Here is an 11,576-nt window from a genome sequence, read left to right as displayed (position 1 = left end):
TTTAGCAAAATCGGAATAGAACTTAAGGTTCGTGAAAACCTATGCAAAGAACTATTTGTCTATTTTGGGTGTGTGTCCGTATCAATGAAGGCGTTCGCACGATAGAAAAAAAGGGGGATTTTAACATGAAAAAGTGGTTACGTACGTTAACGATGACGGCTGCTGCCGTTGTAGCACTATCTGCGTGTGGAGCAGCTGACGAGCCAGCACCTGAAACAGGAGATGTTGCTGGAGAAGAAGCAACCGAAGCTGCTGATTTTACAGTAGCGATGGTTACGGATGTTGGGGGAATTGATGACAAATCATTTAACCAATCTGCTTGGGAAGGTCTTGTTGAGTTTGGTCAAGATATGGGCTTAGAAGAAGGTACAGGTTATCGTTACCTACAATCTGGAGATATGGCAGACTTTGAACCGAATCTTCGTAATTTAGTACGTGAAGATGTTGATCTTGCTTGGGGTATTGGTTTTTTAATGGAAGATGCAATTCGTACAATTGCCCAACAAGCTGAAGATGCGCAGTTAGCAATTGTTGACTCTGTTGTTACAGATGCAGAAGGACAAACGATCTCTAATATTGCAAATGTAACATTCAAAGAGCATGAAGGTTCTTTCCTTGTAGGTGTAGCAGCTGGTCTTCAAACAGCTGGAAATAAAGTTGGCTTTATCGGTGGAGTGGAAGGTGCTCTAATTAAAAAGTTTGAAAATGGATTTAAAGCTGGTGTGAAAGCAGTAAATCCAGACGCAGAAATTGAAGTCCAATATGCAGAAAGCTTTAATGATGAGCAACGTGGAGCGCAAATTGCTAACACGATGTACAGCCAAGGTGTAGATATTATTTATCAAGCGGCTGGTGGTACAGGGAATGGTGTCTTTACTGAAGCGATTAACCGTGCTCGTAATGGTGAGCCAGTTTGGGTTATTGGCGTAGACCGTGACCAACACGAAGAAGGCGAATATGGCGATGAAGGTCAATCAGTTACATTAACTTCTATGGTTAAACGTGTTGATAGAGCGGTATATTTAGTTTCTGAACGTACAATGGCTGGAGACTTCCCAGGTGGAGAAATTCTTGAATATGGACTTGAGGATGAAGCAGTAGGGATTGCCCCATCGACAGATAATATGTCCGAAGAAGCACTGGAAGCAGTTGTTGACTTCTTAAATCAAATTCAAGCTGGTGAAATTTCAGTACCGCAAACAGATGAGGAATATGAAGAATATCTTTCATCCCTTTAATTATGAAAACAAAGGGGGTATCCCAAAAGGTCCGTATTTTGACCTTTTGGGATACCCCCGAACTGGCTTTTGGGACAGCTCTTTTGTTATAAGTATGAAATGTACCAGCAGGCAGAAGGGACAATGAAGGATTGCTGTTTGCCCAATCCTTCATTGTCTCTTTTTGTATGTAGAAGAGCCTGCAATAGGCCGTTATGCGTTATTAAGTACATAAAAGTAAGGAGTGGTTACAAGTGAGTTATGTCATCGAGATGAATAACATCCGTAAAGAGTTTCCTGGAATTGTGGCCAATGATAACATAACGCTCCAAGTAAAGAAGGGTGAGATCCATGCGCTATTAGGTGAAAATGGGGCAGGGAAATCAACATTGATGAATGTCCTTTTTGGTCTTTATCAACCTGAAAAGGGCGAAATTGTTCTACGTGGAGAAAAAGTAAAGATCACAGATCCGAACGTTGCAAATAAACTTGGAATTGGAATGGTTCATCAGCATTTTATGCTAGTTGAGAAGTTTACCGTAACTGAGAATATCATTTTAGGAAATGAGCCGAAAAAAGGCGGCAAAATTAATATTAAAAAAGCCGCAAAAGAAGTAGAGGAAATTTCTAATCAATATGGGTTACGTGTCGATCCCCATGCTAAGATTGAAAACATTTCTGTTGGGATGCAGCAAAGGGTAGAAATCTTAAAAACGTTATATCGCGGTGCCGATATTTTGATTTTTGATGAACCGACTGCTGTATTAACTCCTCAAGAGATTCAAGAGCTAATCGGAATTATGAAAAAGTTAGTAAAAGAGGGCAAGTCAATCATATTAATTACTCATAAGCTGAAAGAGATTATGGCTGTTTGTGACCGTTGTACGGTAATAAGGCGTGGAAAGGGTATTGGAACAGTTGATGTCAGTGAAACGAATCCAGATAAGCTTGCTGCAATGATGGTAGGTAGGGAAGTTAATTTTGGAGTAGAGAAGGACCCGGCACAACCGAAAGATGTTGTTGTAAGTGTGAAGAATCTAGTCGTAAAGGATTCTCGTGGTGTAAATGCTGTTAAAGAATTAAACTTGGATATGAGAGCGGGAGAGATCCTTGGACTAGCAGGAATTGAAGGCAATGGACAATCTGAACTCATTGAGGCCATTACTGGGTTGAAAAAAGCTGAGTCTGGTTCGATTTTGTTAAATGGAACAGAAATAACGAATATGAAACCACGAAGAGTAACGGAAGCCGGTATTGGTCATATTCCTGAAGATCGTCATAAACATGGTCTAGTCCTTGATTTTACAATCGGCGAGAACATTGTGTTACAAACGTATTATCAGAAACCATACTCTAGAAGTGGTGTACTAAGTTATCCTCAAATTTATCAAAAAGCAAGAACATTGATAGAAGATTTTGATGTGAGAACTCCTAGCGAATATACACCAGCAAGAGCGTTATCTGGAGGGAACCAACAAAAGGCGATTATTGCGCGTGAAGTAGATCGCTCACCCGACTTTTTAATTGCCGCGCAACCAACTCGAGGATTAGATGTTGGAGCGATTGAATCCATCCATCGACGTCTCGTCGTTGAACGTGATAAAGGTAGAGCTGTCCTATTAATGTCGCTTGAATTAGATGAAATCTTAAATGTAAGTGACCGTATTGCTGTTATGTATGAAGGTGAAATAGTAGCAATTGTCGATGCTGATCAGACGAATGAACGAGAGCTTGGTTTGCTTATGGCTGGCGGGAAGAAAGAGAAAGAAGGTGAGCCACATGGTGAATAAATTGTTTCCTAAAGGACGATTAGTATCATTGGCCGTACCTTTAATAGCTGTATCTCTAGGAATATTAATTGGTGCGATCGTCATGCTTGTTAGTGGCTATAATCCTGTTTTAGGTTATTCAGCGTTATTAAGCGGAATCTTCAGTGAAACTTATTACATTGGTGAAACGATTCGCTCCATGACACCGTTAATTTTAGCCGGACTGGCTGTTGCATTTGCCTTTCGGACGGGTCTCTTTAATATTGGAGTAGAGGGACAGGTAATTGTTGGTTGGCTTGCTTCTGTCTATGTCGGAATCATATTTGATCTACCGGCAATTATTCACCTGCCACTGGCTATTTTAGTTGGGGCATTAGCTGGGGCAATGTGGGGCTTCATTCCAGGTTTTTTAAAAGCTCGTTTCCAAGTTCATGAAGTAATTGTTACGATCATGATGAACTATATTGCTTTGTATACAGTTAATTACCTTATTCGAGCGTATTTATTAGTTCCGGGGGAGCGGACGGAGACGATCTCTCCATCAGCATCACTTGCTTCGCCATTCTTGCAGTCGTTAACAGATTTTTCAAGATTACATTACGGATTTATCGTTGCTTTACTTGGTTGTGTAATTATGTGGTTCATGCTTTGGAGAACATCAAAAGGATACGAGCTTCGCGCAGTTGGGTTTAACCAACATGCTTCCTTGTATGCTGGGATGAATGTACAAAGAAATATTGTTCTTTCTATGGTGATCTCTGGGGGGGTTGCCGGTGTGGCTGGAGCTATGGAAGGGTTAGGTACGTATGGCTACATGAGTATTCTCTCTGGTTTCTCAGGTGTTGGATTTGACGGGATTGCTGTAGCATTATTAGGTGCAAATACAGCCGTTGGGGTTTTACTTGCCTCTTTCTTATTCGGTGGGTTACAGGTTGGGGCTATTACGATGCAATCAAGAGCAGGTGTGCCAACCGAACTAGTTGATATAGTTATAGCGTTGATCATTTTCTTTGTTGCATCAAGCTATCTTATTCGCTGGATCATGAACCGTATCAAGAAGGAGGGGATTTAAATGGATCTAATGCAGGTTTTAGCACTTGTTATTCCAGCTGCTATTTATGCCGCAGCTCCTCTTATCTTAACTGGATTAGGTGGATTGTTTAGTGAGCGGGCAGGGGTAGTTAATATCGGCCTTGAAGGATTAATGGTCGTAGGGGCATTTACAGGAATTGTTATGACATTAACACTTGAAGGTATGGGAGTTGGTCCTGCTTCTACCTGGATTGCGTTACTCGCTGCCGTATTAATAGGGGCAATTTTCTCGTTATTTCATGCCGTTGCCTCAATTACATTTCGAGCTGATCAAATTGTTAGTGGTGTTGCTCTAAACTTCTTAGCTGTTGGATTAACTGTTTTCTTAGTACGAATGTTGTATAACAAAGGTCAAACAGATGCGATTCGAAATCGTATCTATCGTTTCGATGTACCCGTGCTAAGCGACATTCCGATTATTGGTCCATTGCTTTTTGCAAATGCCTATATTACATCATATATTGCACTAGCATTGGTCGCTATTGTTTATTATGTCGTCTATAACACGCCATTTGGATTACGACTCAGGTCGGTCGGAGAGCATCCAATGGCAGCTGATACAATGGGGATTAATGTAAACAAAATGAGATACATCGGAGTTATGCTAAGTGGCGCTTTTGCTGGTTTGGGAGGAGCGATTTTCGCTGTAACAGTAGCAGGGAACTTCTCTGGAACAACCATTGTGGGCCAAGGATTTATGGCATTAGCCGCATTGATTTTCGGAAAATGGAATCCGCTTGGTGTGATGGGGGCAGCTCTTTTCTTTGGATTAGCTCAAGCGTTGAGTATTACAGGAGCACAAATACCGGGATTAGCTAATATTCCTTCTGTCTTTTTGTTGACTGCACCATACGTGTTAACGATTTTAGCGTTAGCTGGTTTCGTTGGACGTGCGGATGCACCAAAAGCGATCGGAAAGCCATATGTAAAAGGGTCTAGATAAATAAAAGGGGAGATTTGAAAAAGGTGCCTTCAAAGTTATTTTTTAACTTTGAAGGCACCTTTTTTTTATGTGTTTTATGTAATAATTTAAAGTGCTAAAGAAATTAATGAAGATAACCGAATATGTATATACTATTACTATATGTCAAAAAAAACGATTACAATAAACATAACATTGAATAATTATACAAAAACAAACAAAGTAAATATATGAAAGAATGTTCTGAATCTAATTTCGTGTTATGGTATATAGCGTGTCCTAAATATTAAACAAGCGTTTGTTTATGTCATGTGGGGATATGTACGTGCATAGTCCTTGCATATAGCGTGAAAAAGGAGGTGGAAAGATGGAATATGGGTTAACGACAGCAACGTGGCTGTTGCTATTTATTCCAATGCCATTATTAATTATCTTATCGTTCGTGTCGTTATTTATGAGAAGGAGTGAGTAAATTTGGAATTAGCCACAATTATAACGTTTATTATTTATTTAGTAGGGATGCTTGTTATTGGGATAGCAGCCTATAGGCTAACAAGTAATTTGTCAGATTATGTACTAGGTGGAAGGCGATTAGGAGGAAGTGTAGCGGCGTTAAGTGCTGGTGCCTCAGATATGAGTAGTTGGTTGCTACTTGGATTGCCAGGAGCTATGTACATTGGTGGTATGGGTGAAATTTGGATTGCTGTTGGGTTAGCAATTGGTGCGTATTTAAATTGGCAGTTTGTTGCAGCGCGTCTTCGTAAGTATACGAAGGTAGCGAATGATTCGATAACACTGCCAGATTTTCTGGAAAACCGATTTCATGATAAGTCAAAAATATTGCGGATTATATCAGCACTTGTAATATTAGTATTCTTTGCTTTTTATACTTCTTCAGGACTTGTCGGTGGTGCTCTTCTTTTTGAAGCATCATTTGGAATGACATACACGCAAGCTCTTTGGATTGGTGCGATCGTTATTATATCGTACACATTCTTAGGTGGTTTTCTAGCGGTAAGTTGGACGGACTTTTTCCAAGGAATCCTTATGTTCCTAGCACTAATTATTGTTCCACTTGTTGCGATCTCTGAAATGGGAGGCTGGAGTGAGACTGTAAATGCTGTTGGAGCAATTGATCCTGCCTATTTAGATGCGTTCCAAGGAGCAACGTTTATTGGTGTCGTTTCGTTGCTTGCATGGGGCTTAGGTTATTTTGGTCAACCACATATCGTGACACGCTTTATGGCTGTGAAATCAGTCAATGAAATTCCAAAAGCACGTGCTGTTGGGATGACTTGGATGGTGCTTGCGTTATTTGGGGCTATTTTTACTGGGTTTGTAGGGATTGCTTATTTTTCTGCAAATGGTCCAGGAGGCCAAGCGTTGCCAGACGGGGCACATGAAACTTTGTTTATTATGTTTACACAAGTTCTCTTTAATCCATGGGTCGCTGGATTCTTATTAGCTGCGATTTTATCAGCGATCATGAGTACGATTGATTCACAGCTTCTCGTATCTTCAAGTGCTCTTGCTGAAGATGTGTATAAAGGATTTATTCGCAAAGAAGCTAGTCAAAAAGAGTTAGTTTGGGTAGGACGTATTGGTGTTGTTGTTATAGCCCTTGTTGCAATTGCGCTAGCTTATAATCCAGAAAGTTCAGTATTAGATTTGGTAGGTTATGCGTGGGCTGGTTTTGGAGCAGCCTTTGGTCCAGTCTTAATTTTAGCGTTGTTTTGGAAACGAATGACGACAAATGGAGCCTTAGCAGGGATGATTGTCGGTGGTGTTACGGTGATCATTTGGGCAGAGCTTGAAAGCTGGTTTGGTTTATCACCTGAACAGTTTCCGATTTTAGGTCTTTACGAGATTATTCCTGGTTTTATTTTAGCGTGGATTGCAGTAATGGTATTCAGTTTTGTTGGTGAGGAGCCTACAAATAAGATGAAAGAAGAATTTGAGCAATCAAAAACAAGCATATTGTAATTAGTGTCAACCCCTTGCTTTAGAGAGACCTAAAGTGAGGGGCTTTTAACGTATTGAATGGGTGTTTAGAATGGTGAGCTTTGTTGCCTATAGAAGGGTTATTTGGTATTATTAATCATATTGTCAAAATGATCGAATTTTTTCGGGGGTGAAAGATTATGTCACGAATCCAAGAGGAGCAAGTGAAGCATGTAGCGAACTTAGCCAGACTTGCTATTACGGAAGATGAAGCAAAAATGTTTACAGAACAACTTGATGCGATTATTACTTTTGCAGAACAGTTAAATGAGATTGATACAACGGGTGTGGAGCCAACAACGCATGTCCTTGATATGAAGAATGTACTTAGAGAAGACAAGTCAGAAAAGGGCTTGCCTGTTGAAGACGTATTAAAAAATGCACCAGATCATGAAGACGGACAAATCCGTGTGCCGTCAATTATAGAGTAATAGGGGAGGACAAGCTTCATGTCGTTATTTGACCATAAGATGTCAGAGCTACATACAATGATACAAAAAAGAGAAGTAAAAGTCTCTGATCTTGTTGATGAATCATACAAGCGTATTGCTGAAGTTGATGATAAAGTTAAAGCGTTTGTTACACTTAATGAAGAAAAGGCACGTGCCTATGCAAGAGAGCTAGATGATGCACTTAGCACAAGCAGTGACCGTGGCCTTTTATTTGGTATGCCAATCGGTGTGAAAGATAATATTGTTACAAAAGGATTGCGTACGACTTGTTCAAGCCGCATCCTTGAAAACTTTGATCCGATTTATGATGCGACTGTCGTTCAGAAGTTAACAGACGCACAGGCTATCACAATTGGAAAGGTAAATATGGATGAATTTGCAATGGGTTCATCGACGGAAAATTCCGCTTTTCAAGAAACGAAAAACCCGTGGAATCTAGAAACCGTTCCTGGCGGGTCTAGTGGGGGTTCGGCTGCGGCTGTAGCAGCAGGTGAAGTACCGTTCTCACTAGGTTCAGATACAGGTGGTTCGATTCGTCAACCAGCTGCCTTTTGTGGAGTTGTTGGACTAAAACCTACATATGGAAGAGTATCCCGCTTTGGTCTTGTTGCGTTTGCTTCCTCGCTCGATCAAATTGGACCAATTACACGTAATGTAGAAGATAATGCGTACCTTCTTCAGACGATTACAGGAGTTGACCCAATGGACTCAACATCCGCGAATGTTGAAGTGCCTGATTTCTTATCAGCTTTAACGGGTGATGTAAAAGGATTAAAGATTGCTGTTCCGAAAGAGTACCTTGGAGAAGGTGTCGAGGAGGATGTGAAGCAATCTGTGCTGGATGCTTTAAAGGTGCTTGAAGCGCAAGGAGCTACATGGGAAGAAGTATCGCTTCCGCATTCCAAATATGCACTTGCAACTTATTATTTACTTTCTTCATCTGAAGCATCAGCGAACCTTGCTCGCTTTGACGGCGTTCGTTACGGTTATCGTACTGATAATGCAGAGAGCCTTATTGAAATGTATAAGCAAACACGTGCAGAAGGTTTCGGGGATGAAGTGAAACGTCGTATTATGCTTGGGACGTTTGCATTAAGCTCTGGTTATTATGATGCTTACTATAAAAAAGCCCAACAAGTACGCACATTGATTAAGCAAGACTTTGAAAAAGTATTTGAAAACTATGATGTGATTATTGGACCAACAACACCGACACCAGCGTTTAAAATTGGTGAAAATACAAAAGATCCGTTAACGATGTATGCAAATGATATTTTAACCATTCCAGTTAACTTAGCTGGGGTTCCAGGAATCTCTGTTCCTTGTGGATTCAAGGATGGCTTGCCACTTGGACTTCAGATTATTGGGAAACATTTTGATGAAAGCACTGTTTATCGTGTGGCTCATGCATTTGAGCAAGCAACAGACTATCACACGCAAAAACCGGCGTTGTAGGGGGGAGACGAGCGATGAGTTTCGAAACAGTTATTGGGCTTGAAGTCCACGTAGAATTAAAGACAGAATCGAAAATATTCTCAGCAAGTCCGAACCACTTCGGATCTGAGCCAAATGCAAACACGAGTGTCATTGACCTTGGATATCCAGGTGTATTGCCAGTCTTAAACAAAAAAGCTGTTGAATTTGCTATGAAGGCGGCTATGGCATTGAACTGTGAAGTAAGAACTGATACGAAGTTTGATCGTAAGAACTACTTTTATCCAGATAACCCGAAGGCATATCAAATCTCTCAGTTTGATAAACCAATTGGTGAAAATGGCTGGATTGAAATTGAAGTAGAAGGTAAGAAGAAACGCATAGGGATTACTCGTATACACATGGAGGAAGATGCAGGGAAATTAACACACTCTGGCGGTGGATACTCACTCGTAGATTACAACCGTCAAGGAACACCGTTAGTTGAAATTGTGTCTGAGCCAGATATTCGTACACCTGAAGAAGCTTATGCGTATTTAGAGAAACTTAAGGCGATCATTCAATACACAGGTGTATCTGATTGTAAAATGGAAGAGGGATCGCTTCGTTGTGATGCAAATATCTCTTTACGCCCTGTAGGACAAGAGGAATTTGGAACAAAGACAGAGTTAAAGAACTTAAACTCATTTAACTTTGTTCGTAAAGGGCTTGAGTATGAGGAGAAGCGTCAAGAGCAAGTGCTTCTATCTGGTGGTGTGATTGAACAAGAAACACGTCGTTACGATGAAGCAGCTAACAAGACGTTATTAATGCGTGTAAAAGAAGGTTCCGATGATTATCGTTACTTCCCAGAGCCTGACCTTGTGGACTTGTATATTGATGAAGATTGGAAAGCTCGTGTTCGTGCTGACATTCCTGAGCTTCCTGATGCTCGTAAAAAGCGTTATGTAGAAGAGTTAGGCTTGCCAGCGTATGATGCAGCTGTTCTGACATTAACGAAAGAAATGTCTGACTTCTTTGAAGAAACCGTTGGCCAAGGTGCAGGAGCAAAACAAGCGTCTAACTGGCTGATGGGAGAAGTGTCAGGTTATTTAAATGCCGAGCAAAAAGAGCTTCAAGATGTTGCTCTTACTGCTGAAGGGCTTGCAAAAATGATTCAACTGATTGAAAAGGGGACCATCTCATCTAAGATTGCTAAAACGGTATTCAAAGAGTTGATTGAATCAGGTGGAGATCCTGAGCAAATTGTAAAAGATAAGGGGCTCGTGCAAATTTCTGATGAAGGCGCGCTTTTGAAGATGGTAACGGAAGTCCTAGATAACAATCCTAATATTGTTGAGGATTATAAAAATGGGAAAGAGAAAGCGATTGGTTTCCTTGTAGGGCAAATCATGAAAGCTTCAAAAGGGAAAGCGAATCCTCCTATGGTAAATAAATTGTTACTAGAAGAAATTAAGAAGCGCTAAAACGTTTAAATAATCTGGGCAATAAAGTCCTATAGAGGGTGCTGAAAAGGTAGTGAATACCTTTTTTAGTACCCTTCTTTCTATGTGTCATGTATTTTCGTATGCAAGTTTAGCTATTTGCTGAATAGGCTTTAAGTAATGTACAATACAAGCAGTGAATTTGCCAAAGAGTAGCAATGACTAAGATAAAAAAGTAGGGGATCTGCAATGAAAAGAGCTCGACTTATCTACAATCCATCATCTGGGCGTGAACAAATCCGGAAAAGTTTAGCTTATATTTTGGAGCGACTTGAAAAAACAGGGTACGAAACTTCGGCTCATGCAACGACAGGAGAAGGTTGTGCAACTAGAGCAGCAAAAAAGGCTGGAGAGAATGGGTATGATTTGGTCATCGCTGCAGGAGGAGATGGGACCATTTTTGAAGTAGTAAATGGACTAGCTGCTCTAGAGAAAAGACCGAAGCTAGGAATTATTCCAGCAGGTACGACGAATGATTTTGCACGTGCATTACGAATTCCAAGAGATATTGAAAGAGCATGCGATATTTTGTGTGGAGAACATTTTGAGCCAATCGATATTGGTCGTGTAAATGATCGTTATTTTGTAAATATTGCTGCTGGCGGCTCGTTAACTGAGTTAACGTATGAAGTACCAAGTAAAATGAAAACAGCTGTTGGTCAATTAGCTTATTATATTAAAGGACTAGAAAAGCTTCCGCAAGTGGCACCGCAAATGGTTCAAATTGAATATGATGGAAAGCTATTTGAAGGTGAGATTATGATGTTTCTAGTCTCCAATACGAATTCAGTAGGAGGATTTGAAAAATTAGCTCCAAAAGCTTCGCTGCAGGATGGAATGTTTGATTTCATCGTCGTAAAAAAGCTTTCCTTCCCTGAGTTTCTCCATTTAGCTACGTTAGCACTTCGAGGAGAGCATATTAACCATCCTAAAGTCATGTATGTTCACGCGAACCGTATTAAAGTACAAGTGAAAGGTGATATGCAACTGAACTTAGATGGTGAGTACGGAGGAGTCTTACCAGCTGAGTTTGTAAATATGTATCAACATTTTCAAATGCTGACTCCAAAGGATAGGAAACAGCGAAGATAATAATGATAATCGCTATGAACTCAAAACTCTCAATATGAGGGTTTTTCTTTTTGGTCAAAGGATCCATTGTGTTAGGTAGCAAGTCATGCTACAATCAAATAAACACTTAACTA

9 protein-coding genes are annotated in these 11,576 nt (G+C 40.4%); all 9 read left to right on the top strand.

Features of this window, described 5'->3' with window-relative positions; genetic code table 11:
* Positions 1 to 125 precede the first annotated feature (125 nt).
* The 9 genes from AC1FXP_RS15645 (at position 126) to AC1FXP_RS15605 (ending at position 11,463) form a co-directional block, all read left to right on the top strand.
* Positions 126 to 1,238, top strand: a complete 1,113-nt coding sequence (locus tag AC1FXP_RS15645; RefSeq protein ID WP_480062946.1) for a BMP family lipoprotein — start codon at positions 126 to 128, stop codon at positions 1,236 to 1,238.
* 233 nt (positions 1,239 to 1,471) lie between these two features.
* Complete coding sequence (locus tag AC1FXP_RS15640; protein ID WP_480062945.1) at positions 1,472 to 3,007, top strand: ABC transporter ATP-binding protein; 1,536 nt, start codon at positions 1,472 to 1,474, stop codon at positions 3,005 to 3,007.
* The gene (locus tag AC1FXP_RS15635) at positions 2,997 to 4,058 is read left to right on the top strand and encodes an ABC transporter permease (RefSeq protein ID WP_480062944.1); all 1,062 of its coding nucleotides are present in this window, start codon (positions 2,997 to 2,999) and stop codon (positions 4,056 to 4,058) included. Before AC1FXP_RS15640 ends, AC1FXP_RS15635 begins: the two co-directional genes overlap by 11 nt.
* Entirely contained in the window at positions 4,059 to 5,021 is a 963-nt protein-coding gene (locus tag AC1FXP_RS15630; RefSeq protein ID WP_480062943.1) for an ABC transporter permease, read from the top strand.
* Between the two features lie 453 nt (positions 5,022 to 5,474).
* Positions 5,475 to 6,983: a sodium/proline symporter PutP gene (gene putP / locus AC1FXP_RS15625; RefSeq protein ID WP_480062942.1), complete on the top strand. Its 1,509-nt coding sequence runs from the start codon at positions 5,475 to 5,477 to the stop codon at positions 6,981 to 6,983.
* A gap of 158 nt (positions 6,984 to 7,141) precedes the next feature.
* Complete coding sequence (gatC, locus tag AC1FXP_RS15620) at positions 7,142 to 7,432, top strand: Asp-tRNA(Asn)/Glu-tRNA(Gln) amidotransferase subunit GatC (protein WP_480062941.1); 291 nt, start codon at positions 7,142 to 7,144, stop codon at positions 7,430 to 7,432.
* An 18-nt stretch (positions 7,433 to 7,450) separates the two neighbouring features.
* Positions 7,451 to 8,908, top strand: coding sequence for an Asp-tRNA(Asn)/Glu-tRNA(Gln) amidotransferase subunit GatA (gene gatA / locus AC1FXP_RS15615; protein ID WP_480062940.1), 1,458 nt, complete (start codon positions 7,451 to 7,453; stop codon positions 8,906 to 8,908).
* Between the two features lie 14 nt (positions 8,909 to 8,922).
* A complete protein-coding gene (gene gatB / locus AC1FXP_RS15610) occupies positions 8,923 to 10,353 on the top strand; it encodes an Asp-tRNA(Asn)/Glu-tRNA(Gln) amidotransferase subunit GatB (RefSeq protein WP_480062938.1) in 1,431 nt (476 codons plus the stop codon).
* A 207-nt stretch (positions 10,354 to 10,560) separates the two neighbouring features.
* Complete coding sequence (locus AC1FXP_RS15605; protein WP_480062936.1) at positions 10,561 to 11,463, top strand: diacylglycerol kinase; 903 nt, start codon at positions 10,561 to 10,563, stop codon at positions 11,461 to 11,463.
* The last annotated feature ends 113 nt before the right edge of the window (positions 11,464 to 11,576 follow it).

It is taken from the genome of Halalkalibacter sp. HAAS-P013 (genome assembly GCF_056619925.1).
The sequence above is the reverse complement of the archived record's forward strand: the minus strand, read 5'-3'. Positions and strand labels throughout refer to the sequence as shown.

Coding starts and splice junctions, on each gene's coding strand:
- gatC (WP_480062941.1), top strand. CDS start 7,142: ATGTCACGAATCCAAGAGGAGCAAGTGAAGCATGTAGCGAACTTAGCC.
- AC1FXP_RS15645 (WP_480062946.1), top strand. CDS start 126: ATGAAAAAGTGGTTACGTACGTTAACGATGACGGCTGCTGCCGTTGTA.
- AC1FXP_RS15630 (WP_480062943.1), top strand. CDS start 4,059: ATGGATCTAATGCAGGTTTTAGCACTTGTTATTCCAGCTGCTATTTAT.
- AC1FXP_RS15635 (WP_480062944.1), top strand. CDS start 2,997: ATGGTGAATAAATTGTTTCCTAAAGGACGATTAGTATCATTGGCCGTA.
- AC1FXP_RS15605 (WP_480062936.1), top strand. CDS start 10,561: ATGAAAAGAGCTCGACTTATCTACAATCCATCATCTGGGCGTGAACAA.
- gatA (WP_480062940.1), top strand. CDS start 7,451: ATGTCGTTATTTGACCATAAGATGTCAGAGCTACATACAATGATACAA.
- gatB (WP_480062938.1), top strand. CDS start 8,923: ATGAGTTTCGAAACAGTTATTGGGCTTGAAGTCCACGTAGAATTAAAG.